This is a genomic window from Brevundimonas sp. NPDC055812 (assembly GCF_053616535.1).
Window position 1 is genome coordinate 155,934 of the sequence record NZ_JBSHDX010000003.1, and the last position, 25,322, is coordinate 181,255.

Genomic DNA, 25,322 nt, shown 5'->3' on the forward strand with positions numbered 1-25,322 from the left:
TATCTCCTTGGCTCGATGACAATAGAGCGACGATAAATTCTCTCGATCTCCGAGACTATTTGTTCAATCTGGAAGTCTGACTTCCACTTATCGAGATACCGAATGAGCCGCCTGGAAGATCTCGAAGCCTTCATTCGCATTGCCGAGACGGGCAGTTTGACGGCTGCGGCGCGGCGCCTCGGCCGATCGCTGCAGGCGGTCAGCCGTTCTCTCGCCTCGCTTGAAGACGACGTCGGCGTCCAACTCGTTCATCGCACCACGCGACAATCGGCGCTGAGCGAGGCGGGCCACGCCTTCTACCAACGCGTGAAGCCTGCCCTGCTGGATATTCAGGAGGCCCGGCTCGAGGCCGCCGATAGAAAATCCGCGCCTTCAGGCGTCCTTCGCATCGGCGCGCCCACCTTGTTCGGCCCCGATTTTCTGGTTCCGATCATAGCCGACTTCATGACGGCCCATCCGCAGGTCGAGATCGATCTTCAGTTGTCGGATTCCTTCGTGGATCTCGCCGCCGAAGAACTCGATCTCGTGGTGCGTATCGCCGACCTGCCGGATTCCGGTCTTCAGGGTCGAAGATTAGGCGCCCTTCGTCGCGTGGTTTTTGGCGCGCCGTCGTACTTCGAGCGACATGGACGGCCAGCCCGTCCGACCGATCTGCGCCAGCACGCCTGCATCGTCAGGACCGCCGCACAAAGGTCGGATCAGTGGGCGTTCCAGATTGACGGCAAGACGAGGCGGATCGGCGTTCGCGGCGCCTTTCGATGCAACACCATGCCTGGCGTTTATGCGGCGGTGAGTTATGGGCTCGGCCTGGGGTATTCGCCCCTGTGGCAAATCCGGCGCCTCGTCGAAACGGGACAGGTGCAGGTCATTCTCGAGGACTTCGAACCCAAGCCTGTCCCGATCCACGCGCTATGGCGCGAGAACAAGCTCCCCCCCGCCAAGGTTCGCGCCTTTGTCGACCTCCTGGCCGGACAGCTCAGGATCGAAGACCTCTGAAGGGTCGTCGCCGTCACGCCTCTATCCGGACGCCTCAACTCAATCATACCATTCGGTACAAAAAACTTGATGGGAGCTGGATCTTCGCCTACAGCCACAAATGAACCTATTGGTACAAAATGGTGAAGGCATGAAATTCCAAGGCAAAGCCGCGCTTGTTACCGGGGGCGCGCGCGGCATCGGGGCCGCAATCGTTCGACACCTGGCTTCCGAAGGCGCTGACGTCGCCTTCACCTATGCGACCTCCGACCAGTCGGCCGAGGCGTTAATTGACGCCCTGACGGTTCACGGCGGCAGGCTTCTCGGCCTCAAGGCGGATAGCCGGGATCCGACCGCGATCCGCGACGCCGTGGACCAGACGGCGGAAACGTTCGGACGCCTCGACATACTCGTCAACAACGCCGGCGTTTTCCCCGCAGGGCCGATCGAAGACGTTTCGCTTCAGGAGATTGACGATACTCTGGCGATCCACGCACGAGCCGTCTTCATCACCTCGCAAGCGGCGCTGTCGCACATGAGGGCCGGCGGACGGATCATCTCCATCGGGTCCTGCTTCGCCCAGCGCGTGCCGTATGGCGGCGTGACCCTCTATGCGATGAGCAAATCCGCCCTCATCGGCTTCACCAAAGGCCTGGCGCGCGAGGTCGGGGAACGCGGCATCACCGTCAACATTGTCGACCCCGGCTCCACCGAGACGGACATGAACCCCATCGACGGCCCCGCCGTCGCTGCGGAACTGGAGTTGATGGCGGTCAAGCGCTACGCCCAGCCCGCCGAAATCGCCGCAGCCGTCGGCTTCCTCGCGGGGGAGGAAAGCCGGTTCATCACCGGAAGCTCGCTGGCAATCGACGGGGGCTTTGCGGCCTAGCCCGTGCTCGCCTGCACCAATGCCGCCGCCCAAGGGAGAACGACATCCGATGGCCTGGGGATTGTTGGCCGTAGCCGGCCTGCTGGAGATTGTCTGGGCCCTCGCGCTGAAACAGGCGGACGGCTTTACGCGGCTATGGCCGAGCCTGATCGGCGTCGGCGTCGCCTTGCTGAGTCTGGTTCTGCTTGGCGTCGCCCTGAAGAGTCTGCCCGTGAGCATCGCCTATGCTATCTGGGTCGGCATAGGCGTCTTCGGCGTCGCGATGTTCGGGGCGCTGTTCCTCGGCGAACCCCTTTCAGGGACGAAGTTGATCTTTCTGGCGCTGATCATGATCGGCGTGGCAGGGCTGCGGGTGATGGAAACATGACGCTTCTCGACGAACCGCAGAAGACCCCGCGCCCGCCGCTCGGGCGACCGAGACGCTTTGACAGGGAAACCGCCTTGATCGCCGCCATGCGGACCTTCTGGGCGCAGGGCTATGAAGGGACGTCGATCCAGGACCTTGTCGCCGCCATGGGCATCAACAAGCCGAGCCTGTATGCGACCTTCGGCTGCAAGGAAGAGGTTTTTCGAGAGGCCGTCGAGCTTTACGACCGCCTTGAGGGTCGGGCGACCACGCAAAGCCTCGCCGAGGCGGCGACCGCTCGCGAAGCGGTCGAGGCCATGCTGCTGGCGAACGCCCGCGCCTATACCGAGACCGAAGGCCCGCGCGGGTGCATGATCGTCCTGTCCTCCCTGCTCGGCGCCCCGGAAAATGCGGGCGTGCGCGCCTTCCTCGCCAAGAATCGACTGGACGGCGAGGCCGCCCTCAGAGCCCGCCTCGCCGAGGGCGTCGCGCAAGGCGACCTGGCGCCCTCCGCCGACCTCGACCGCCTGGCGGCCTTCTACACCACAGTGCTGGAGGGCTTGTCGATCCAGGCGCGGGACGGCGCCTCTGCAGAGAAGCTCCGAATGATCATCGACGCCGCCATGCTGGCCTGGCCGACCGACTGATCTGGCGTTTCGCCTTCTTGGGGAGAATATTGTGCTGCGTTTCTCATTTCCGATCTTGGCGGCGGTATCGTTACTGCTCTCTTCGCTCCCGGCCCACGCCGAATCCGACACGGCGCCGCGCAACCGTGCGGAGGCGGTCAGGATCATCGCCGGCCTGAGACAGATCGTGACGCCGGACGGGATCGAACGACTGGAGGCCGTGAATATCAACGGCGTCGATCAGTGGATTTCCGTGCGGAGCCGCAATCCCGGCAATCCGGTCCTGCTGGTGGTTCACGGCGGTCCCGGCTGGGTCGCCATGCCGACCTCCTGGTATTTCGCCCAGGGTTGGGACGAATACTTCACCGTCGTGCAATGGGATCAGCGCGGAGCCGGAAAATCCTACAACCCGGACCATCCCGTCACCGACCTGACCATCGATCAGATGAAACAGGATATCGACGCCGTCATCGGCTGGGTGCGCTCCGAGACGCGACAGGGCAAGATCTTCCTGCTCGGCCACAGCTGGGGAAGCTGGCTGGGTCTTGATGTCGCGCGTCGTCATCCCGAATGGCTCCATGCCTACATCGGCGCAGGCCAGGTCATCGACATGCGTGAGAGCGAACGTCGGGGCTGGGCCTGGGCGTTGGCTCGCGCTCGCGACACGGGCAATGAGACAGCCATATCCGAGCTCCAGTCCATCGCGCCCTACGCTGAGGGCGGAACCCCGGTCCCGACATCGTCGCTGTACCTGCAACGCAAATGGGTCAACGCCTTCGGCGGCGCCGCCTACAATCGCCCGGACGCCAGCTTCGAAGGGGCGGCGATGGCCCTGTCTCCCGACTATACGGATCAGGATGTAAAGCAGGTCTGGAAAGCCCAAGACGTTTCCGTCGAACGCTTGATGCCCGCAATCATGGAGACCTCCATGTCATCCCTGGCCGAACTCGAGGTTCCGACCTTCCTGCTGCTGGGTCGGCACGACATCAATGTCTCGGCGGGAGTTGCTGCGGAATGGTTCGCCAGACTCGACGCGCCGCACAAACAACTCGTCTGGTTCGAGCATTCAGCGCACGAGATGCTGGTCGAGGAGCCTGGCAAGGCCTTCCTCACCCTGATCAATGAAGTGCGCCCTCATGCTGGGTCTGCAGCGCCGTTCGCCGCAGAAGCAGAGCCCCCCGTCCCCTCCACCCGCAGCACCCGATAAGCGAGGATTCCCGGATGAGTGTGAAGATCGAAGGCGGCGTCAACATCGCCATGAAGGTGCCGAGCCATCAATATCAGGCCGTCATCGCCTTCTACCGGGACGTGGTCGGCTTGGAGCCCATCGCGGAAAAGGCGCCGGCGGTCGGTTTCAAGCTCGGCCCGAACCAACTTTGGATCGACGAAGCCGAGACCATGACCCAGGCTGAAGTCTGGCTGGAACTGTTCACGCCGGACCACGCCTCCGCCTTGAAACGACTGGAAGACGGCGGCGCCGTACGCTGCGATCCGATCGAGCCGCTCGGTGAAGCGTTTCGCGGCGGCTGGATCATGAATCCCGCCAACATCGTCCACATGGTGCGCGAACCCGACGCCTGGTGATCGGCGTCCAGACCTCAGCCGTTCAGGAACTGCTGGAGTCGCGGCACGACGAAATCGAGAAAGACCCGAACTCGCTCCGGCATGCGCGGTCCGCCCAGGAAGACGGCGTGGATTTCTTCTTCGTCCCGCTCGATCACGTCGCCCAGGACCTCCACCAGGCGGCCCGCGGCCAGGTCAGCGCGGACGTGGTAGTCGCCCATGCGGGCCAATCCGACATCGGCCAGGGCCATGCGCCGGACCGTCTCGCCGTTGTTGCCGAGCAAGGAGCCGTGGACGACGCGTTCGACCACACGGCCTCGTTCCTTGAGCGGCCAGACGGGCACGGCCCGACGAAAGTTGAAGCCCAGGCAGTTGTGTCGGGATAGATCATCGACCGTCCGGGGCGCGCCATGACGCGCCAGATAGGCGGGCGAAGCGACGATCTTGCGATGCGCCGTCCCGATCCGACGCGCGACCATGCCTGAATCCGGCAGTCGGCCGACCCGAAAGGCGATATCGGTGCGGTCGAGATAGAGGTCGACGATCTCGTCCGACAGCGACAGATCGACGACGATATTCGGATAGGCCTTCCAGAACTCCGGCAGCAGCGGCTCCAGACCCAGGACGCCCAGCGCCACCGAGACGTTGACCCGAACTCGCCCGCCCGTAGCGGCCGCGCCCTGCGACAACTCCTGCTCGATCTGGTCGAGATCCTGCAAAAAGGTCTGGCTGCGTTCGTAGTAGATTTCGCCCTCAGCGGTCAGGGACAGGCGCCGCGTCGAGCGCTCGATCAGGCGAACGCCGAGCCGATCCTCCACGCGTGAGATCAGCTTGCTGACGGTGGAGGGCGTCATGCCCAGAAGGCGGGCCGCTTCCGAAAAGCTGCCGCTCTCCACCACGCGCAGGAAGACCTGCATTTCGCCGGCTCGGTTATCCATCGCCGCATCGTCCATGATTTTATTTCACAGATGATGGGAATTTCGGCGCGATTATCAAGTTTGAACCGAAGCCCTACTTCCGCTGCACCTTCAGAAACAGCGAGGAACTTCAGATGCAGACCGTCACCGCTCACGGCGCCGCCGTTCCGGCCCTTGGTTTCGGCGTCTTCCGCATGTCCGACGCGGAGGTCGAACGCGTCGTTCCCGCCGCGCTCGAAGCCGGTTTCCGCCACTTCGACACGGCCCAGATCTATCAGAACGAAGCCGCGCTCGGTCGCGCCCTGCAGGCCGCCGGAGCCCGTCGCGACGACTTGTTCCTGACCACCAAGGTCTGGGTCGACAACTACAGCGCCGACGCCTTCGCCGCCTCGGTCGACGAGAGCCTGGACAGGCTGAAGGTCGATCAGGTCGACCTCCTCTTGCTGCACTGGCCTGCCGATCAGGTCCCGATCGCCGAACAGATCGAACGGCTGAACGCCGTCCAGGCGGCCGGCAAGACGCGTTTCATCGGCGTGTCCAACCAGAACATCGCGCAGATGCGGGAATCGATCGAACGCTCGGCCGCCCCGATCGTGACAAACCAGGTCGAACTGCATCCCTATCTGCCGCAGCACGCCCTGACCGCCGCCGCCAAGGAAGCCGGCGTGGCCGTCACCGCCTACTACAGCATGGCGGACGGCGCCGTGCCCAAGGAAGAGGTCCTGCAGCGGATCGGCGCCAGATACGGCAAGAGCGCCGCCCAGGTCGGCCTGCGCTGGCTGATCCAGCAGGGCTACATCGCCTTGTCCAAGACTGCCAACCCGGCGCGCGCGGCCGAGAACATCGCCATCTTCGACTTCGCCCTGGACGACGCCGACATGGCCGCCATCTCCGCCCTGGCGCGGCCCGACGGCCGCCTCGTCAGCCCCGCCGGCCTCGCCCCCGCCTGGGACGCCTAGGAAAGTCCGGGCCCTGAGGAAGATGAAGATGGACATGACCGCTTCCGCGACCGCAACGCCGGCCGCCCAACCCGCGCACGCCCGCTGGGCCCTGCTGGCGCTCGCCGTGGGCGCCTTCGGCATCGGCACCACCGAGTTCTCGCCCATGGGCCTGCTGCCCGTGATCGCCCAGGGGGTCGACGTCTCGATCCCCAAGGCCGGCCTGCTGATCAGCGCCTACGCCATGGGCGTCATGATCGGCGCCCCGATCATGACGCTGGCCTTCACCCGCTTCGGCAAGCGGACGGCCCTCATCCTGCTGATGTCGATCTTCACCATCGGCAACCTGATGTCGGCCATGGCGCCCGGCTACTTCACCCTGCTGGCCGCGCGTCTGGTGACAAGCCTCAACCACGGAGCTTTCTTCGGCCTGGGCGCCGTCGTGGCGGCCAGCGTCGTTCCCAAGGACAAGCAGGCGAGCGCCGTCGCCGCCATGTTCATGGGCCTGACCATCGCCAATATCGGAGGGGTGCCCGCCGCGACATGGATCGGCCAGCAGATCGGCTGGCGCATGGCCTTCGCCGGCACGGCCCTGATCGGCGTCCTCGCCATCGCGGCCCTGTGGTCCGCCCTGCCCAAGGGCGCACGCGGCGCCATGCCGGACCTGCGACACGAACTGCGCGTTCTCACCCGCGGCCCTGTGCTTCTGGCCATGGCGACGACCGTCATGGGAGCCGGCGCCATGTTCACCCTCTACACCTATGTCGCCCCGGCCCTTCAGACCCTGACCGGCGCCTCGAACGGTTTCGTCACCCTCAGCCTCGCCCTGATCGGGGTCGGCTTCACCATCGGCAACTGGCTGGGCGGACGACTGGCCGACTGGTCGCTGGACGGCGCGACCAAGATCTTCCTCGGCGCCCTGGCTCTCATCATGTTTGTCCTGCCGTTCGTGTTCAGCAGCCACGTCGGCGTCGCGATCGGCCTGCTGCTGTGGGGCGGTGCGGCGTTCGCCATCGTCCCTCCGGTGCAGATGCGCGTCATGGAAGCGGCGTCCGAGGCGCCGGGCCTGGCCTCCTCCATCAATGTGGGGGCGTTCAACCTGGGCAACGCCCTGGGCGCGGCCGTCGGCGCCGCCGTCATCAGCCTGAACCTGGGCTATGCGGCGGTGCCCGTCGCGGGCGGCCTGCTGGCGGCAAGCGGCTTCGGCATGGTCCTGCTCACAGCCCGGCGGTCCCGGGCTCCACACCTTCCGATCGCCAAGGAAAGCGTCCGATAACGCCGAGGATTCGGGCAACAAAAATGGGCGCCGCGGTCGCGGCGCCCATTAACCCTGACAGGAGAAATCAGGGCCTAGGCCCCTTGCGGCCTAGTAGGTGTACCGGAGGCCCAGGTAGAATTGGCGCCCGGTATGCGAATAGACCCACGGTCGGTTGCTGACATCGACATAGCGGCTCTCGAATTCATCTGTCAGATTGATGCCCTCAAGGGAAACCTCGAGACTGTCATTCAGCTGATAGCTGATCCGCATATCGAAGTTCACCGTCTCATTGGCGCCTTCCTCAAAGTTGCTGTTCCGCCCCGGAACCTGGGTCAGATAGCCTGAGCGAAAAGCTACCGATCCCCTTACGCTCAGCCGGTCGTCCTCATAGTAGAGGGTGCCGTTGGCGGCGTTCTTGGACAGGCCGACCAGAGTTGAATTCACGGTCGGGGCGCCAGGAGTGGACGACGTCAGATACTCGATATCCGACGACACATAGGTGTAGTTCGCCAGCGCCCCCAGGTTCGACCACAGACCTGGCAGGAAATCGAAGTCTCGACGCACATTGAGTTCCACCCCCGACAGTTCTCCACCGTCGGTGTTGACCGGCCGGGTCACCTCGAAATCATCGGTCGGGACGGCGATGGTGCCGTTCAGCAACTCCAGCGGCAGGCCCAGGGTATTGTAAGGCGCCGTCGTCCGCAGCGTCTGCGCAAAGGTGGAGATGTCCTTGTAGAACAGTCCCAGCGAGAGCAGGCCGCCCTCCTGCGGATACCATTCAAAGGATAGGTCCAGATTGTTGGACTCCGTCGGCTCAAGATAGGGGTTGCCGCTGGAATAGCTGCGGTTGCCGCCCTGCACGCTGATGTCGCCGCCAGGACTGACGCTGCCGAGCGGCGGTCTAGCAATGGTCTGGGCGGCCGCGAAACGAACCAGGGTGGTGTCGGACAACTCCAGGGCCAGGTTCATCGACGGCAGCCATTTTTCGTAGCTGCGTTCGGCGTCGACGCGTTGGATCACCGACCCCACGGCCGCATAGCCGGAGGAGTTTTGGTCGGTCTTCACATAGCGCATCCCGATATCACCGCGTACCGGAAAACGTCCCAGGGCGAAGTTGAAATCAGCCTGCAGATAGGCTCCGAAATTTTCTTCCGTAACCCAGGTGTTGCCGCCGCGCGCCTCGGCTTGTTCGATGTCCCCGATCTCGAACAGGCCCGTGTTGCTGAAGACATCGAAGGCATCGATGTAAGCCTTCACATCGGGAACAAGCCAGGCCGTCGGACTGCCGTTCGGCAGGTCCAGGCCGTCGCCGAAGCCGGAGAAGACCGTGGACAGTTGCGCTAGCTGCGCCGGCGTCAGCACCGGAATGTCGGTCTCCCCCGCAACCCGCAGCCTCTGTTGCGAGGCGAACTCGAACTTTCTCCAATCGACGCCGCCATGCACGCGCAGGTGGGGGCCGACCTCATAGGCCAGCGCCAGCTTGGCGTTGTCGAAGGTGTTCGACACTTCGTTCTGATCGATGTTCAGAGCGGAGTTCCCCGCCACCGTCGCCCAGTTGCTCGGGTCAGTCGGATCGAATCCCAGGGCCACGGCTGCCGCACGGCGACCGCCGCGATAGTCGTAGGAATAGCCGTTGGCGTCCAGATTCTCGAAAGTGACGGTAACGTTCACCGGCGAGTCGAAATCAGACTCAGCTCGACCGATCATGCCCGTCAGGGTCAGGCGGTCGGTCAAATCATGGCGGAAATCGAGAGTCGCCTGCTTGAAGGTGGTCGACAGTTCGTGACGCGAAGCCTGGCTGCGCATGTCCACGCCGTCGAACAGGCCGTAGATCAGGTTGTTGTTCTCGTCGATCTCGCCATCGACAATGGTGGTGCCTTTCTTGCCCGCCACGCCGCTTCGAGAAAAGGAGATGGCCTGCAGCAGACGCTCGTCACGCTCGCCCTTCAGTCGCCCGTACAGACCGTTTAGCGAAATGAGCGTCCGATCGGAGGGCCGGAACTGGAGACCAGCGGTTACGCCCAGGCGGTCCTCGGAATGCTCGTAGCTGTTGTAGCTGGGATTGCGGGGGTGGAAGACGCCGTTGGCCGAATTGGCCGTCCAGTCATAACCCGGTAGGGCGCTGGTGTCGGCGAAACCGTTGTTGGCCCCGGCCGGTCCCCAGCGGGTGGTGCCGTGCAGTTCTTCCAAGGTGTTACGCTGACCGAAGGCCACGCTGACCAAGGCGCCGATCTTGCCGTCCATCCAGGTCCGCGTCCCCAGAAGTGCAATGCGCGGGTCGGAATTGCCGGAGAAGTCGTTGTAGCCGATCTGGGCCGACGCAACGAAGGTCGGCTCCCGATAATCGAACGGCTGGCTGGTGTTCAGGTCGACCGTAGCGCCCAGCGAGCCTTCCTCGACATCGGCCGAAGCGGACTTACGCACCGTCAGACGATTGAACAGCTCCGACGCGAAGATGTTGAAGTCGAAGCCACGGCCCCGGTTGTTGCCGACTGCGCCGCCTGAACTGGTGCCGCCCGAAGTGGCCAGGGCCTCCATGCCGTTGATGCGAACGCGAGTGTAGTCGGGTCCCAGGCCGCGCACGGAGATCTGCCGCCCTTCCCCTCCCACGCGCGTGATGGCCACCCCAGGAATCCGTTGCAGCGACTCCGCCAGGTTCATATCGGGGAAGGCCGCGATGTCCTCCGCGACGATGGCGTCGACGACCCCGGTTTCATTACGCTTGATGTTGGTGGCGCTCTGCAGGCTGGCGCGGAAGCCGGTGACGACGACCTCTCCGACCTCGGTCGGCTCCTGTGGCGTCTCCTGCGCGGCGGCGGCCGTGGCCGCAGCCAGGGCGAGAGCGGCGACGCACGCGCCGTTTCTCACCTGTTCGATGCGATTCCTGAACATTATCGATCCTCTCCTCCCGCCGCCTCTTAGGTGTGCGGCTCCCCCATCGAGGCGGCGGCCGTAGCCGCCTTCCCTCAGTTCGTCGCCGGCGCCCCCTGATCCCAGGGAAAGTCGAGCGTCGGCCGATAGGCGTAGCGATCGATCCCGATCGTCAGCGTCTCGCTGGATCCCGGCGTCAGCCGCACGCTGAAGGCCCGGCCGTCGCAGCCGACGGTCCCCGAGCGCGTACGGATCGAAGTGCAGCGGTGCTCGCCATAGCCGCCCAGTTGCACCGTCACCGTGCGCGTGGTGAGCGGGCTGGTGTTGACCAGCGTCAGCACCACTGAGCCTGGTTCTATCTTCTCGACCAGGGCCGCGACGTCCGGCGGCAGACCGGCCCGGCGCGCATCAGGATCAAAGTGGCGCACCTGGGTGTGCAGCGGCATTGGACCGTGTCCCGAACCGCCTGGATCAGCCCCGCCCATGGTCAGGTTGACCAGGGCCTCGGTCGCCACCGGGTTCGAGCGCTCCCAGCGGGTGATGCCGACCGGATACTGCAAGGTGGTGTCGTCGTCGCGGATACGCTGAGCCGCCACGCGGATCTCTTCGAGGGCGGCCTGGAAGGCCTGAACCGGATAGTCCTTGGCCTGTCCCTGCAGAAAGCCGATCCAGCCGGTCTTCGGCAGGCGGGCGAGATCGCGGGCTTCAAGGCCCCACATATAGACGTCGGCCTCGACCCGTCGGCGGTTGCCCAGCCCGGGCGAACGGCCGTCCACGTCATAGAAGCCGTACCAGCCCTGATCGCCGTAGTAGTGCGGCACCTGCACCTTGCCGTCGACGACGCGACGCTGGGCGTAAAGGTTGTCCAACTGACGGCGGATCACGCCGGTGTACGCCTGGTCTCCCGTCAGCAGCAGGGCGTCGCCAAAGGCTTCCGGCGGGCCGCGGAAGACATAGTTGCGGACACCCTCGTCCGGCGAGTTCCAGCCGAAGACCCCGCCATACCACTTGCCGCCCCACTCCCCGCCAATCGTGCCGTCTCGGCCGATGTTGGAGGGAATGTTGCCGCCGTTCTGGTCGATCCGGCCGCGCCAGGCGTCAACGTACTCCAGCGCCCAATTCCGGTACTTGTCCTCGCCAGTCACCAGATAGGCGTGGAAGGCCAGTTGAACCGTATTCAGGTTCAGGGGGTGATCGCCAAAGATGTTTTCCGACTTCAGGAAACGCGTGCGGCGACCGGGTTCGCCGCCGGGGATCTCAGGTCCGTCCCAGTCGGTGGCGTTGGGAGGCGTCAGGCGAGGTCCCCGACTGCCGTTGAACAGGCTGCGGATGATCTTGTGCTCGGGATCGTAGTTCGGCGCCGAGGGGTCCTCGTTCATGTAGAAGCCGGCGTAGCGCCGCAGGCGCGTCTCATAGCGTCGGTCATAGGGCCGGCTCAGGCCGTAGAAGTAGAAGCCGGCCATGCCTTCGCTGATATGCTCCCAGTCGAACTGAGGCATGAATTCGCGATAATAGACGCCTTCCGATACAGACTCGACCTCAGGAACCCTCGCACGCGAGTACTGGTCCAGGTGGTTCTCCCAGACATGGCTCCAGGCCTCGATGATCGCCTCGTCGCCGCCGACCGCATGAGCGATCGGCCAGTTGCGGATAGGCTCCACCGCATCATCGGCGCCGTCGGTAATGCCGTAATGCGCCAAACCGCGCAGGTAGCCGCGCCCGTCGACGAAGGCGTCCAGGAAGGTCTTCACCCCCTCGGCGTTGGCCGCGATCACGGCGCGTTGCGCAAGCGCCCAGGCCGGAACCGGCGCCGGAGCGTCCACCATGATTGTGGTGCTGGCTGGATTCGCCACGACGACGACGTTCGGCGTCGCTTCCTGGGCCATGGCGGCCGTCCCCAGCGCCAGGGCCGCGCACCCCGCCAGCAACCCCCATCGACGAATGTTCTTTGTCAGTTCGGCCTTCATAGGTCCCCTCCCCTTCTTGTCCGCGACCGGTCCGGACCCGGTCGAAGTTCTCGACGTGACGCGGCCGCGCCCCGCCTGCGTTTCAGTCGATCGGCGCGCTCGCGGCCGCGACCTCCGTCACGACGGCCTTCGATCTCTGCGGCGACGTCTCCAGCGCACGATCCAGGCGCTCCACGTCCAGAACGCCCTCCCAACGCGAGACCACGATGGTGGCCACGGCGTTGCCGATGAAGTTGGTCAGGGCCCGGCATTCGCTCATGAAGCGGTCGATGCCGAGGATCAGAGCGAGCCCGGCGACCGGGACCGAGGGCACGACCGTCAGGGTCGCCGCCAGGGTGATGAATCCCGCGCCCGTTACGCCGGCCGCGCCCTTGGAGCTGAGCATAGCGACCGCCAGCAGCAGAAGCTGCTCCTCCAGCGACAGGTGAACCCCTACCGCCTGCGCGATGAAAAGCGCCGCCAGCGTCATATAGATGTTGGTGCCGTCGAGATTGAACGAATAGCCCGTCGGCACGACCAGGCCGACGATGGTCTTGGGGCATCCCGCCCTTTCCAGCTTCTCCAGAAGGCTGGGCAGCGCCGCCTCGGACGACGAGGTGCCCAGCACCAGCAGAAGCTCCTGGCGCAAATACCGAAGCAACTTCAGGATCGAGAAGCCATGGATGCGGGCGATCAGGCCCAGAACCAGCACCACGAACAGAATGGCGGTGACGTAGAAGGTCGCGACCAGGGCGGCCAGATTGACGACCGAGCCGATGCCGTAACGGCCGATGGTGAAGGCGAAGGCTCCGAAAGCGCCGATCGGCGCGGCCTTCATGAACATGGCGACCAGCTTGAAGAAGGCCTCGCTCAAGGACTCCAGCACCGTCAGCACGGGCAGTCCCCGATCACCGATCATGGCCAGGGCCAGGCCGAACGGTATGGAAAAGAACAGGACCTGCAGAATCTCGCCGTCAGCGAAGGCCCCCGCCACCGTGTTCGGAATGACATGCATCAGAAAGCCGACGATGGTGCTGTCGTGGGCCGCCTGAACATACTGCTGTACCGCGCCGGCGTTCAGACTGGCCGGGTCGATGTTCATGCCGGCGCCGGGTCGAACCACATTGGCGACGATCAACCCAAGGATCAGGGCGAAGGTCGACACCACCAGAAAATAGCCGAGCGCCTTAAGCGCCACGCCGCCGACCTTGCGGATGTCCCGCATGCCCGCGATTCCGGTGACGATGGTCAAGAAGATGACCGGCGCGATGACCATCTTCACCAGCTTGATGAAGGCGTCGCCCAGCGGTTTGAAGCTCTCGCCTGTGGTCGGTGCGAAATGACCGATCAAGCCGCCAAGAATGATGGCGGCCAGAACCTGCACATAGAGTTGTCGGTGCAACGCCCGCTTGGGCGCAACCGCGCGCGTATCTTGGGCCACGAAAGGTCCCCTCGGGCGCGATCCTAGCCAACCGCTGTTGTTTCCTCGTGCGCTCTGTTTGCTCTTCGGCGGCGCATGTGAAACTAATGACACCGGTTTCCGATTTAGCCAAGCTTTTGGAGATCGATCATAATCTCTTGAATTAAAACGTGTTTGTCTAAATCCGCTCAGTCAGGAATGCGACTTTCCACCCACGGCGACCCTCATCTGTGCTGAAAATGGCTCAAAAATCCCGACGTCGCCCGACCTGGACGTTTTTGATCGCAGCAGGATTCTTGGCGTCTGCGGCGGCTGCCTGGTCTGTCGGCGAACTCGCGGACGCTCGCGCCCGACATGAAGTGACGCGCCGAGCAAACACTGCAGCTCAGCTCCACGCCACAGTTCTACGGTCCGAACTGGAAAAGCATCGCTCCCTGCCCTTCGTCCTGGCCGAAGACTTGCAGCTGCACCAAGCCCTGCTCGAAACCAGTCCAGCCGATCTGGTCCAGTTGAACATGAAGCTGGAAGGCCTCAGCGTCCGCACTCGAGCCGCCGTCATCTATCTGCTGGACGATCAAGGCGTCGCCGTAGCCGCCAGCAATTGGCGACTGCCGACCAGCTTTGTCGGCACCGACTACAGCTTCCGCCCGTATTTCCAGAACGCCATGCGCGATGAAGTGGCCGAGTATTTCGCCCTGGGCGCTGTCAGCGGCCGGCCAGGCCTCTTCCTGGCCCGCCGCGTGGAGAGCGGGTCGCGCACCTTGGGCGTCATCGTGGTCAAGGTCGAGTTCGACGCGCTGGAGCGGGAGTGGTCCCAGTCGGGCGAGCCTGCGTTTGTCGTGAACACGGACGGCGTCGTGCTCATCACCGATGTGCCGCAATGGCGCTTCAGCGTCGCCGGCCCGCTAACCCCGACCCGACGACAGCGGCTGGCGACGCATCTGCAGATGGCGGCGACGGGCTTGCGTCCCCTGCCGATCGTTTCAGGCGCCGCAGATCGGGAAATTCGGGTGACCTTGCCCGGTTCGACCTCTTCGCGACGTTACGTAGAGGCTGTGACCGACACGGCTTCTCCCGGGTGGACGCTGCATCTTCTGGAAGCCACCGATCCCTATATTCCCAACAGCGTGGCGACCGCACGGACGCTGACCTTCTCGATTTGCCTCTCCATCCTGGCCGGGCTGAGCGTGCTGCTGTATCGGCGTCGCCGCGCCGAGGCCCTCGAAGTCGAGCGTGAAGCCGCCAGAGCCGAACTGGAAATGCGCGTCGAGGCGCGTACGGCCGAGCTAAGCGCCTCCAACGAGCGACTGGTCGTGGAAATGGAGGAACGCCGGCAGGTCGAGACGAAACTGGATCTGTTGCGCGACGAACTGGTCCAGGCCAGCAAACTGGCCGTCCTCGGCCAGGTCGCGGCCGGAGTAGCGCACGAGATCAACCAACCCGTCGCCGCTATCCGGGCCTACGCCGAAAACGCCCGCACGCTGATGCGACGGGGCGAGGCCGCAACCGCTGAGGACAATCTCAGCCAGGTCGTCGACATGACACGACGTGTCGGCGTCATCACCGACGAGCTTCGCGCCTTCTCGCGCAAGAGCACGGGTTCGCCTGGGTCGACCCTGCTGGAGGAGCCGATCGCCGGCGCTCTCCTGCTTCTTGCACCCCACGCCCGCCGACTGAAGATCGCATGGAAACGCGTCGGATCGACGACAGGGCTTTGCGTGCTCGCCGAGCGCGTTCGATTGGAGCAGGTGCTCGTCAACCTGCTTCAGAACGCCCTTGAAGCGGTGGAAACCACTCCAGATCCATCGATCACGCTACGTGTGGAGACCTCCAGCGAGGTCGTCCGCCTGATCATCTCCGACAATGGCCCGGGAACGCCCGAGGCGCTTCGCGCCCAGTTGTTCACGCCCTTCGTCACCTCCAAGCCGACCGGCCTGGGACTAGGACTGGTCATATCGCGCGACATCGTCAGCGGCTTCGGAGGGGAACTGACTCTCGCCGACCCGGAACCGGGCGGCGGAGCCGTCTTCATCGTCACCCTGAGGAGGACGTCGTGAACGCTCCGGGCCTGGTTCTTTTCATCGATGATGACGCTGACCTCCGTCGCGCCGCCGCTCAGACCCTCGAGTTGGTCGGCTGGACAGTCCACGCTCACGCTTCGGCCGACACCGCCCTGCGTGCGCTTGATGAAGGTTTCGAAGGGGTAGTCGTTTCAGACATCCGGATGCCCGGAATGGACGGCCATCAACTCCACAGCCATGTGCGTGCGCTGGATCCGGACCTGCCCGTTATCCTGATCACCGGACACGGGGATATTCCCGAAGCCGTGCGGGCGCTGCAGGACGGGGCCTATGATTTCATCTCCAAACCCTTTCCCACCGAGCATCTGGTAGCGGTGGTGAATCGAGCCCTGGAGAAGCGTCGGCTGGTTCTAGAGAATCGTCGGCTTCATACCGTCGCCGAAGCCCCGACCGACGATCTGGGCCTGATAGGGGATTCTCCGGCCATCCAGACCCTGCGCGCACAGGTTCGCCAGTTAGCGGCGGCAGAGGTGGATGTGCTGCTTGAAGGTGAAACAGGCGTGGGAAAGGAATTGGTGGCCCGCGCCCTGCATCGCGAAAGTCCACGCCGCCGACAGCCTTTCGTCGTCGTCGACTGCGCGGCCCTGAATCCCGCACACGCCGACATGGAGCTCTTCGGTCACGAGGCCGGCGCCTTCGCCGGCGCGGTGCGCCGCCGCATCGGCCAGATCGAAGCATCCGACACCGGAACGCTCTTCCTGGACGAGTTGGAGGCCCTGACGCCTTCCCTCCAGGCCAAACTGCTTCGCGTGATCGAGGAGAGAGAGGTGACGCCCATCGGCGCCAATGAGCCTCGCGCCCTGTCGCTGCGGATCATCGCGTCCGCCAAGGCGGGTCTGGCGGCGCGGGTGGCCGGCGGAGACTTTCGCTCGGACCTCTACTACAGGCTGGATGTAGGGCGCATCCGGGTGCCCGCCCTGCGCGAGCGGCGAGGCGATATCCTTCCGCTGTTCAGCCACTTCATCCAAGACGCCTGCGCCCGGCTTAAGCGACCAGTCCCCGAGATAGGCGCCGCAGTCCGCCATCGCCTGATGCAGGAGGAATGGGCCGGGAACGTCCGGGAGCTTCGTCATCTGGCCGTAAAAGCCGTCCTCGGCGTAGAGGACGGAACACATCATGACCCCACGGCTTCGACTGACCTGGCGGGGCGCGTCGCCGCCTACGAAAAGCACCTCATGGAGGAAGCTCTGATGCTCTGCGAGGGCGACGCTCGCGCGACGACCGACCTGCTGGGGCTGCCTCGCAAGACCTTCTACGACAAGCTGAGACGCCATGGCGTCGAGATCAGTACGTTCCGGTCGAAATAGCTGATCCCCTGAGCCGGAAATCGGAACTGGGGGCCAGACGCTAGAGCGGTTGAATCATCACAGTCCCGCCGAGCTCGCCTGTCGTCCCCTACTGGAAGGGGCGGTTCCTCCGTCGACGCGATCCTGATTGACACCGCCAGAATATGGCCGCAAGCTGACCTTGCTAGACACCGGTGTCATCAAAGAGTCCGCTAAAGGACCAGGCACAAAAGTCCCTGGGGAGGGTCAAAACCGTGAAAGCCGCTAAGGGTCGTTCGCGCCTATTGGGTGCGAGCGCGCTGATGTCTACCGCCGCCATTCTCGCCACGGCCTCTACGGCGAACGCGCAGGATCAAAACCCCATCGCCCAGGAAAAGGCGACCCAGGTCGACGAGATCGTCGTCACCGGTTTCCGCGGCAGTCTTGAGCGCGCCCTGCAGAACAAGCGCAACAGCAACGCCGTCGTCGACAGCATCGTCGCTGAAGACATCGCCAAATTTCCCGACAATAACCTGGCCGAATCCATCCAGCGCGTCCCCGGCGTGACGATCACGCGCGACGGCGGGGAAGGTCGCGCCATCTCGGTGCGAGGCCTGGGGCCGGACTTCACCCGTGTGCGCATCAACGGCATCGAAGCCCAGGCCACGACCGGAGGCAATCGAGGCCGCGGCTTCGATTTCAACGTCTTCGCCTCAGAGTTGTTCAATCAGATCGACGTGCGCAAGACGCCGTCGGCCAACGTCGAAGAAGGTTCGCTGGGCGCTACGGTCGATCTGCGCACAGGCCAGCCGTTCGACTCCAGCGGCCCGGTTTTCGCGGCCTCGGCGCAAGCCGGCTATAATGACCTTTCCGGCAAGGTGGATCCCCGCTTCGCAGTTCTGGGCAGCAATCGCTGGATGACCGGACTCGGCGAGATCGGCCTGTCCGCTTCACTGGCCTATTCGGAGAAGACTACGCTCCAAAACGGCGCATCGACCGGTCAGTGGAATTTCGGCGCCCAGGACAACGGCTGGTGCAATCCAGCGACAAATCCAGGCCTGTGCGGCGACGCTGATCCGGCGTTGTTCGCCATCGCCTCGGCTAACACGACGCGCTATCCTCGTTTCCTGCGCTACCAGGATTACAATCTGGAAACTCAGAGATTAGGCGTAACGGGTTCCTTCCAGTGGCGTCCCAGCGACCGGACCGAGGTCAGCCTGGACGTTCTCTATTCCAAGTTCGACGGACAGAGGAACGAACGCCAGCTGGAAGCCATCGGCCTCAGCCGCGGCGCCTCGCAAGGCGGCAAACCCGAGACCATCGTCCGCGACATCGTGCTGGATGACAACGGCACCGCCATCGCCATGACGATGGACAATGTCGACATTCGATCTGAAAATTATGTCGACGAATACTCGACCGTATTCCAGCAGTACACGCTCAAGATCGACCATCAGCTGACCGACAAACTCTCCGTTCGACTGCTCGGCGGGTACGTCAATAACGACTACGACAACTTCATGGAATACATCGTCCAGATGGACCATCAGAATGCTGATGGCTATTCCTATGACATGCGTCCCAATGGGATGGACTTCCCGGCCATCAACTACGGCTTCGACGTCACGGACCCCGACCAGTGGTACATCGGCCCGACGCGGATCGCGCCCGGCGGCGGCACAGGGGCGAGCGGCCCCGACATTCGCCTGCGCCCGAACTGGAACGAGAACACCTACAAGACGGCGCAGTTCGATCTGACCTACGAAGCCACGCCGGTCCTCACGTTCCGCGGCGGGGTCCAGGCCAAGAAGTATGAATTCATGGGCCGCGGCATGCGCTTCGCTGCGGGAGAGACCAATATCCCCGCCATTCCGGCCGGCTACAGCATGGCCGACCTGACCGAGGACTATTGCGGTTTCAAGGGCCTGTCTCTGCCCAGCGGCACGCCCAATTGCTGGCGCACTCCCAGCCTGGGCGCGATGGCCGAGGCCTACGGGGTCTTCAGCAACAGCGGGCGTTTCGCACTGTCAGAGACGGTGTCCAGCGCGCGCGGAGACAACCGCACAGTGTCCGAAGAAGACCTGGGAGCCTATGTCCAGGCCGACTTCAACCTGGAACTGGCGGGCATGCCGGTTCGTGGCGACATCGGCTATCGTTACGTTAAGACCAAGCAGGAATCGGGTTTCTATTCGACCGTTCCGACGGCAGTCGACCCGTCCGGTTTCCTCTGGACCGTGGTCGGCCGTGAATACGAAGACAACCTGCCCTCGCTGAACCTGGTGGTTGAGCCGCGCGACGACCTCCTGCTGCGTTTCGGCGCCGCCAAGGTCATGGCGCGCCCCGGCCTAGGCAGCATCTCCGCCGCGACCAACGTCAGCGTCTCGGGCGGCGGCCGTTCGGTCTCGACCGGCAACCCCTATCTGGAGCCGTATCGCGCCAATACCTACGACTTCGCGGTCGAGTGGTATCCGCGTCGCGGATCGATCCTGTCCGCCGGTTTGTTCTACAAGGAAATCTCGACCTACATCCAGAACCTGACGACGTCGGCGTCGTACGCCTCCACCGGCCTGCCCGACTCGCTTCTGGCGGGAACAGGCGTGAACAGCAGCGATATCTTCCAGGTTTCGACTGTGGTGAACACGCCCGGAGGCCCCCTGAAAGGCTTCGAGCTGAACTTCCAGCAGGCGTTCACCTTCCTGCCGGGCAGATGGTCGAACTTCGGCGTCCTGGCGAACTACACCTATGTGAAATCAGATATCGACTATCAGGTCAGCGGACCAGGCGGCGTCATCAATATCGTGACCCAGCCGCTGCTGAACCTGTCCAAGGTCGCCTATAACGGCACGCTCTACTATGAGGATGGACCGTTCCAGGCGCGCGTCTCGGCCGCCTATCGCGATCCCTATCTGACGTCGGTTCCGGCGTCCTACAGCATCGACGTCGCGGGCGTGCGAGCGTCGACCTATGTGGACGCCTCCATCTCTTACCGCTGGGGCGACAACGTCACCTTCACCTTGGAAGGGATCAACCTAACCGATGAGGTCAACGTCTCCTACACCGACTCCCAAGCCGAGCGCTTGACCGACTACTTCCAGAGCGGTCGGCAGATCTACGCCGGCGTTCGCTACGCCTTCTGATCGAAAACCTTGTTGCGGCGGCCTCATCCGAGGTCGCCGCCTTCGTTTCGGAGACAGCGGAATTGACTCATTCTCCCCTTCTACCCGCGCGTCGCGACCTGGCGCGATACGGCATCGCTCTTTTGGCGGGCGGCGCAGCCGCAAGCTGGTCGCGTACAGATGCGACAGCCCAGACGCTCCCCGATCCCTGGGCCGAGGCCGCCGCGATCAGAACGCGTATTCGGCCGCCGTCCTTCCCGCGCGCCAACCGCTTCACCCCGCAGCAGTTCGGCGGCGTCGCCGACGGCGTGACCGACAATTCGGCCGCCATTCGCCAGGCCATCCAGGCGGCTTCAAAAGCGCCCGGAGGCGGCCGCGTGGTGTTCGAGGGCGGCGTGTTCCTGACCGGCGCCATCCGGCTGCTGTCCAACGTCGAACTGCACATCGATCGCGAAAGCGTCCTGCGCTTCTCGACCAATCCGGCTGACTACTTCCCCGCCGTCCTGACCCGCTATGAAGGGACGGAGTTCATGGGGGTGTCGCCCTTCATCTACGCCTATGGCGAACAGAACATCGCCATCACCGGCCACGGCGTCCTGGACGGCAGCGCCAGCGCCGACAACTGGTGGGCGCACAAGCGCGGGGCCGATGGCGAAGAAGGCGACCCCGCCCGCCTCAGGCGACTGGCCGAAGAAGGCGCCCCCGTCGAGCAACGCGTCTTCGGCCCTGAAGCGACCATCCGACCGCAGTTCATCCAGCCGTATCGCTGCCGCAACGTGCTGATCGAAGGCGTCACCATCCTTCGCTCGCCGATGTGGGAGATCCACCCCGTCGAGTGCGAGAACGTCACCGTGCGCCGGGTGAACATATCCAGCCACGGCCCCAACAATGACGGATGCAACCCGGAATCGTGCAGGGACGTGCTGATCGAGGACTGCGTCTTCGATACGGGCGACGACTGCATCGCCATCAAATCGGGCCGCAATGCCGATGGCCGGCGCATCAACAAGCCCAGCGAGAACATCATCGTAGCCGGCTGTGTGATGATGGACGGCCACGGCGGCGTGACCTTGGGCAGCGAGATCAGCGGCGGCGTCCGCAAGGTCTTTGTCGAGGATTGCCGCATGGACAGCCCCCGGCTGGCCACCGCCATCCGCTTCAAGAACAACGCCATGCGCGGCGGCGCTCTGACCGACATCCATGTCCGCGACGTGACGATCGGCCAGGTGGCTCGCGCCGCCGTGACGGTGGACTACAACTACGGCGAGGGGGCGAACGGCGACTTCACCCCGGTCTTCGACGGGCTGACGCTGGAACGCGTGCTGGTCGGACGCTGTGAGCGGGTCTTGGACCTGCAGGGCTTCTCGCACGCACCCCTGCGCAACATCACCGTCAAGGACTGCGATTTCGCTCGCGCCGCCGAGCCTGACATCGTGTCGAACGTCGAAGGCCTGACCTATCGGAACGTCCGCCGCAACGGGCAGGCGGTCGATGGCCCAACCCCTGGGGGCGTGGTGCGGCCGGCCAACCGACATGGGTGATCGTCAGGAGGTTCGGATGTCGATATCCCGCTTGTCGGCGGCTCTGGCGATCACCGTCGTTGCAGCAGTTTCTGTTTCCACATCGCCGTCGCCGGTTCTCGCACAGTCGAGCGCTCGAATGGACGCCCCGCAGTCCGGCCGGGATCGGCTGACCGCCTGGCTCAATCAGGAAGCCGCGCGCCATACCGCGGCCCGTCGCGACGTGGTCGCCGCCATCACGACGGAGGACCAGGCGCGCGCCCGTCAGGCGCGCGTGCGCGCCCTGCTCTCGGAGATGATCGAGTTCGAGACCGCCTCGGGTCCGGTCGTCTCGGGCACGAGCAAGGTCCTCCATGAAGATGGTTTCGACATCGAGGCCCTCTGGTACGAAAGCCTGCCCGGCTATCGCGTGACGGCGAACCTGTACCGCCCGACCACGGGCGCCGGCCCCTACCCCGCCATCATCGTCCAGCCCGGTCATGGCGTGGACGGCAAGGTCAGCAACTACGGCTTCGCCGCCAATTTCGCTCGCGCTGGTTTCATCGTCCTGGCCATCGACATCGTAGGCGAAGGGGAACGTCTCCAGCATTTCGATCCCGAGATCGGCGCCTCGAAAGTCGGCAGACCGACCGGCGAGCACAGCATGGGCTTCGGCCAGTCCCTGCCGACCGGCGGGCACGTGTCGCGCTACTTCATCCAGGACGCCATGCGCGGCGTGGATTATCTGATGGCTCGGCCCGATGTGGATGATCAGCGGATCGGCGCCTTCGGCTGTTCCGGCGGCGGTACGATGACGGCCTATCTGGCCGCGCTGGATCCCCGCATCAAGGCGACGGCCAGCGCCTGCTACGTCAACGACTTCGACCACCTGCTGGCTCCCGGCGAAACCGGCGCGCAGGACGCGGAGCAGTCCATTCCCTTCTTCCTCGAGCGCGGACTGGACCTGCCGGACTGGATCGAACTGGCGGCGCCGCGCCCCTACGCCATCGTTTCCACCACCGAAGACATGTTCCCCATCGCCGGAGCCCGCGCGGCCTATGCCGAGGCGCGACGCTTCTACGCGGCCATGAACGCCGGCGACCGCATCACCATGATCGAGGGGCCAGGAGGTCATGGCAATCTGGGCCCCGTCGCGCCTCAGATCCTGGCCTTCTTCTCCAGATGGTTGAAGGACGACGTGACGCCGCCCGTCTTCACGCCCGTAGCAGTCGGCGACGCATCTCGCCTGCGCGTCACCGAGACGGGCCAGCTCTCCAGCTCCATCGGCAGCGAAACCCTCCAGTCCCTGGCCCGCGCCCAGGCAGACCGCGAGCGGCCGAATCCCCCAGCCGGAGAAACCGATTCCGCCCGCCTGGCGCGGCTGCGCGTCGCCATCCGCGACATTACACGCACAAGGACAGCGCCCGGCGATACGGTCCAGGCGACGTTGGGCGCGATCGCCCGTCACAACGGCTTTCAGTCCACGCCCGTAACCCTCTCGGTCGGCGGCATGGATGTCATGGCGACCTTCGCCACGGATGGCGCGCCGGGACGCAAACCCTCGCTCCTGCTGCTCGGCGCTCCACCATCCACGACCCTGGAAGGTCTGTTCGCCACCTGGACTCGCGCGGGCTGGAATGTTCTGGCGCTGGAGCCGCGCGGCGCCGGCGGCGCCGAGGAGATCAAGTCGCCTCTCACCGGCGACTGGACCCTTCTGTCGCTACGGACGCTGCTGGTGGGGCGTACGCCGGTCGGACTGCGCATCGACGATACGATCGCGGCGATAAACTGGCTGAGCGAGCGGCCGGACGTCGATCCACGCGGCGTCGCGGTCCATGGCCCTGGCGCGCTGGGCCCCGTGGCCCTGCACGCCGCTGTGCTGGACGACCGCATCGGCCAGGTGACCACGATCGGCTCCATCGTCGCCTATCGCGAGTTCGTGGACCGGCCGATCAGCCGTGACATGGCCGAAGTGAATCTGCCCGGCGTGCTGCGTCGTTACGATTTGCCCGACCTCATGGAGGTGCTGGGCGATCGCCTGATCCTGGTCAATCCCGCCAACGCGATCGGCGAACCCCTGAGCGCAGTTGAGGCAGCCCAGGTCGCGCCCGCCGCCACGGTAGTCTTCCGAAACGGGCGGGATCCCGCCGCACCGCCGTCCTCCTCTCGCCAATGAGCTGCTGATGCCCGTTCCCGCCAATCGTCGCGCCTTTCTCGCCGCCGTCAGCATGGGGGCGGTCTCGGCTGCGATAGGTCCGGTCGCCCGGGCCCAGGTCATGCCGGCCGCCGCCGCGCCCTTCATTCCGCCTGCGACCGGCCTGACGCTCGATCCGCGCGAGTTCGGAGCCAAGGCCGACGGCGCGACCAAGGACACGGGGGCCATCCAGCAGGCTCTGGACCGATGCGCGGTTCTGGGCGGCGGCGAGGTGGTGCTGGCCGGCGGCGTCTTTCTGACCGGCCCGATCCGCATCGGCTCCAACACCATCCTTCGGATCGAGGAGAGCGCGACGCTTCAGGGCTCGGCGGACCTGGCGGACTATCCCGTCATGCAGGTGCGTTGGGAGGGACGCTGGGTTCCCGGCTACATCGGCCTGGTGTGGGCTCAGGACGCCGTCAACATCGGCATCGCCGGACAGGGCAAGATCCTGGCCTCCAAGGCGATCAAGCGCCGCATCGAGGAAGCGACCGGCCTGCGTCACCCATGCCTGCTCGAATTCGTCGAGGTGCGCGGCCTCAGCGTCACCGACGTCTTCACCGAGCAGAACGACATGTGGTCGATCCACCCGGTCTATTGCGAGGACGTGGTGTTCCGGGGCGTCACCGTGCATGGCGGCGCCGACGGCATCGACGTGGATTCCTGTCGTCGCGTCATCATCGAACGCTGCGACTTCGACACGGTGGACGATTGTATCTCGCTGAAGTCCGGACGCGGCATGGAGGGCAATGTCATCGCCCGCCCGACCGAGGACGTAACCATCACCGACTGCGTCTTCCGCGACCAGCACTGGGCCTGCATCGGCATCGGCAGCGAGACCTCGGCGGGCATCCGACGGGTTCTGGTGGAGCGATGCCGGTGCCTGCAGGCGCGCACCTTCGCCATCTACCTGAAATCCCGTCCCGGACGCGGCGCCTTCATCGAGGACATCGTCATGCGCGACCTCGAGGTCTCGGGCGCCGGCTATGGCTTCCTGCGCCTGAACTTCCTGGACAGCGGCAAGCAGGATCAGTTCCCCGTGCCGGGGCTGGAGGGCATCCCGACCGTCCGCAATTTCGTCTTTGAGCGCATCCGCGTGACAGAGGCGCCCATCCTGGTCGAGGCGGTGAACATCCACCCCGACAAACCGCTGGACGGATTCGTGCTGCGCGACATCACCGGCACGGCGGGGCGTGGGATCACCCTGGCCAATATGACCAACGTCGTCATCGAGAACGTCACAGTCAACGTCTTCAGCGGCCCCCGGCTGGCGATCGACAACGTCACGGGACGCGGTCTTGACGGCGCCGCCCGTCTGATCCCGCCCGACACGCCCCCGCCCGTGACGGCCGGCCGGCCGCCATACCGCCTGGGAATGACCACCGGCCGTCCGAACTAACCTTCTGCGTCAGGCGACG

General features: G+C 64.7%; 18 protein-coding genes. 14 read left to right on the forward strand and 4 right to left on the reverse strand.

Annotated elements, in window-relative coordinates; all coding sequences use genetic code 11:
- Nucleotides 1-102: 102 nt before the first annotated feature.
- The 6 genes from ACWGL1_RS06160 to ACWGL1_RS06185 all read left to right on the forward strand — a co-directional run bounded on the left by ACWGL1_RS06160 (nucleotide 103) and on the right by ACWGL1_RS06185 (nucleotide 4,420).
- Nucleotides 103-996 (forward strand): LysR family transcriptional regulator, encoded by an 894-nt coding sequence (locus ACWGL1_RS06160; RefSeq protein ID WP_338578304.1) that lies wholly within the window; start codon nucleotides 103-105, stop codon nucleotides 994-996.
- A 100-nt stretch (nucleotides 997-1,096) separates the two neighbouring features.
- A complete protein-coding gene (locus ACWGL1_RS06165) occupies nucleotides 1,097-1,864 on the forward strand; it encodes a 3-oxoacyl-ACP reductase family protein (RefSeq protein WP_338578303.1) in 768 nt (255 codons plus the stop codon).
- A 49-nt stretch (nucleotides 1,865-1,913) separates the two neighbouring features.
- Nucleotides 1,914-2,231 (forward strand): DMT family transporter, encoded by a 318-nt coding sequence (locus ACWGL1_RS06170; RefSeq protein ID WP_291776412.1) that lies wholly within the window; start codon nucleotides 1,914-1,916, stop codon nucleotides 2,229-2,231.
- Between the two features lie 74 nt (nucleotides 2,232-2,305).
- Entirely contained in the window at nucleotides 2,306-2,857 is a 552-nt protein-coding gene (locus tag ACWGL1_RS06175) for a TetR/AcrR family transcriptional regulator (protein WP_452111490.1), read from the forward strand.
- Nucleotides 2,858-2,888: 31 nt separating this feature from the next.
- Nucleotides 2,889-4,043: an alpha/beta fold hydrolase gene (locus tag ACWGL1_RS06180; protein ID WP_452111491.1), complete on the forward strand. Its 1,155-nt coding sequence runs from the start codon at nucleotides 2,889-2,891 to the stop codon at nucleotides 4,041-4,043.
- A gap of 14 nt (nucleotides 4,044-4,057) precedes the next feature.
- Entirely contained in the window at nucleotides 4,058-4,420 is a 363-nt protein-coding gene (locus ACWGL1_RS06185) for a hypothetical protein (RefSeq protein WP_452111492.1), read from the forward strand.
- 14 nt (nucleotides 4,421-4,434) lie between these two features.
- Here the strand turns inward: ACWGL1_RS06185 and ACWGL1_RS06190 are convergent, their stop codons facing one another.
- On the reverse strand, nucleotides 4,435-5,337 hold the full coding sequence (locus ACWGL1_RS06190) for a LysR family transcriptional regulator (protein WP_291776421.1): 903 nt from the start codon (nucleotides 5,335-5,337) through the stop codon (nucleotides 4,435-4,437).
- Nucleotides 5,338-5,450: 113 nt separating this feature from the next.
- On the opposite strand from ACWGL1_RS06190, the gene ACWGL1_RS06195 reads away from it, so the two are divergent.
- Both ACWGL1_RS06195 and ACWGL1_RS06200 read left to right on the forward strand, forming a co-directional pair.
- Nucleotides 5,451-6,275 (forward strand): aldo/keto reductase, encoded by an 825-nt coding sequence (locus ACWGL1_RS06195; protein WP_452111493.1) that lies wholly within the window; start codon nucleotides 5,451-5,453, stop codon nucleotides 6,273-6,275.
- A gap of 34 nt (nucleotides 6,276-6,309) precedes the next feature.
- Complete coding sequence (locus ACWGL1_RS06200; RefSeq protein ID WP_452111494.1) at nucleotides 6,310-7,530, forward strand: MFS transporter; 1,221 nt, start codon at nucleotides 6,310-6,312, stop codon at nucleotides 7,528-7,530.
- A gap of 90 nt (nucleotides 7,531-7,620) precedes the next feature.
- On the opposite strand, the gene ACWGL1_RS06205 is transcribed toward ACWGL1_RS06200, so the two are convergent.
- The 3 genes from ACWGL1_RS06205 to ACWGL1_RS06215 all read right to left on the reverse strand — a co-directional run bounded on the left by ACWGL1_RS06205 (nucleotide 7,621) and on the right by ACWGL1_RS06215 (nucleotide 13,770).
- A complete protein-coding gene (locus ACWGL1_RS06205) occupies nucleotides 7,621-10,404 on the reverse strand; it encodes a TonB-dependent receptor (RefSeq protein ID WP_452111495.1) in 2,784 nt (927 codons plus the stop codon).
- Between the two features lie 74 nt (nucleotides 10,405-10,478).
- The gene (locus ACWGL1_RS06210) at nucleotides 10,479-12,350 is read right to left on the reverse strand and encodes a hypothetical protein (RefSeq protein WP_452111496.1); all 1,872 of its coding nucleotides are present in this window, start codon (nucleotides 12,348-12,350) and stop codon (nucleotides 10,479-10,481) included.
- A gap of 82 nt (nucleotides 12,351-12,432) precedes the next feature.
- A complete protein-coding gene (locus ACWGL1_RS06215) occupies nucleotides 12,433-13,770 on the reverse strand; it encodes a dicarboxylate/amino acid:cation symporter (RefSeq protein ID WP_452111497.1) in 1,338 nt (445 codons plus the stop codon).
- Between the two features lie 338 nt (nucleotides 13,771-14,108).
- Here ACWGL1_RS06215 and ACWGL1_RS06220 point away from each other — a divergent pair, with 338 nt between their 5' ends.
- The 6 genes from ACWGL1_RS06220 to ACWGL1_RS06245 all read left to right on the forward strand — a co-directional run bounded on the left by ACWGL1_RS06220 (nucleotide 14,109) and on the right by ACWGL1_RS06245 (nucleotide 25,303).
- The gene (locus ACWGL1_RS06220) at nucleotides 14,109-15,806 is read left to right on the forward strand and encodes a sensor histidine kinase (RefSeq protein WP_452111498.1); all 1,698 of its coding nucleotides are present in this window, start codon (nucleotides 14,109-14,111) and stop codon (nucleotides 15,804-15,806) included.
- Nucleotides 15,803-17,137, forward strand: a complete 1,335-nt coding sequence (locus ACWGL1_RS06225; protein ID WP_452111499.1) for a sigma-54-dependent transcriptional regulator — start codon at nucleotides 15,803-15,805, stop codon at nucleotides 17,135-17,137. Before ACWGL1_RS06220 ends, ACWGL1_RS06225 begins: the two co-directional genes overlap by 4 nt.
- Nucleotides 17,138-17,418: 281 nt before the next feature.
- Entirely contained in the window at nucleotides 17,419-20,232 is a 2,814-nt protein-coding gene (locus ACWGL1_RS06230) for a TonB-dependent receptor (RefSeq protein WP_452111500.1), read from the forward strand.
- Between the two features lie 62 nt (nucleotides 20,233-20,294).
- On the forward strand, nucleotides 20,295-21,752 hold the full coding sequence (locus ACWGL1_RS06235; RefSeq protein ID WP_452111501.1) for a glycoside hydrolase family 28 protein: 1,458 nt from the start codon (nucleotides 20,295-20,297) through the stop codon (nucleotides 21,750-21,752).
- Nucleotides 21,753-21,870: 118 nt separating this feature from the next.
- Nucleotides 21,871-23,886: an alpha/beta hydrolase family protein gene (locus ACWGL1_RS06240; protein WP_452111502.1), complete on the forward strand. Its 2,016-nt coding sequence runs from the start codon at nucleotides 21,871-21,873 to the stop codon at nucleotides 23,884-23,886.
- Nucleotides 23,887-23,893: 7 nt separating this feature from the next.
- A complete protein-coding gene (locus ACWGL1_RS06245; protein ID WP_452111503.1) occupies nucleotides 23,894-25,303 on the forward strand; it encodes a glycoside hydrolase family 28 protein in 1,410 nt (469 codons plus the stop codon).
- Nucleotides 25,304-25,322: the final 19 nt, after the last annotated feature.

Bases quoted from the DNA above. Each gene is read 5' to 3' on its own strand.
- ACWGL1_RS06160 (WP_338578304.1), top strand. From the start codon at position 103: ATGAGCCGCCTGGAAGATCTCGAAGCCTTCATTCGCATTGCCGAGACG.
- ACWGL1_RS06165 (WP_338578303.1), top strand. From the start codon at position 1,097: ATGAACCTATTGGTACAAAATGGTGAAGGCATGAAATTCCAAGGCAAA.
- ACWGL1_RS06170 (WP_291776412.1), top strand. From the start codon at position 1,914: ATGGCCTGGGGATTGTTGGCCGTAGCCGGCCTGCTGGAGATTGTCTGG.
- ACWGL1_RS06185 (WP_452111492.1), top strand. From the start codon at position 4,058: ATGAGTGTGAAGATCGAAGGCGGCGTCAACATCGCCATGAAGGTGCCG.
- ACWGL1_RS06190 (WP_291776421.1), bottom strand. From the start codon at position 5,337: ATGGATAACCGAGCCGGCGAAATGCAGGTCTTCCTGCGCGTGGTGGAG.
- ACWGL1_RS06195 (WP_452111493.1), top strand. From the start codon at position 5,451: ATGCAGACCGTCACCGCTCACGGCGCCGCCGTTCCGGCCCTTGGTTTC.
- ACWGL1_RS06200 (WP_452111494.1), top strand. From the start codon at position 6,310: ATGACCGCTTCCGCGACCGCAACGCCGGCCGCCCAACCCGCGCACGCC.
- ACWGL1_RS06205 (WP_452111495.1), bottom strand. From the start codon at position 10,404: ATGTTCAGGAATCGCATCGAACAGGTGAGAAACGGCGCGTGCGTCGCC.
- ACWGL1_RS06210 (WP_452111496.1), bottom strand. From the start codon at position 12,350: ATGAAGGCCGAACTGACAAAGAACATTCGTCGATGGGGGTTGCTGGCG.
- ACWGL1_RS06230 (WP_452111500.1), top strand. From the start codon at position 17,419: ATGTCTACCGCCGCCATTCTCGCCACGGCCTCTACGGCGAACGCGCAG.
- ACWGL1_RS06240 (WP_452111502.1), top strand. From the start codon at position 21,871: ATGGACGCCCCGCAGTCCGGCCGGGATCGGCTGACCGCCTGGCTCAAT.
- ACWGL1_RS06245 (WP_452111503.1), top strand. From the start codon at position 23,894: ATGCCCGTTCCCGCCAATCGTCGCGCCTTTCTCGCCGCCGTCAGCATG.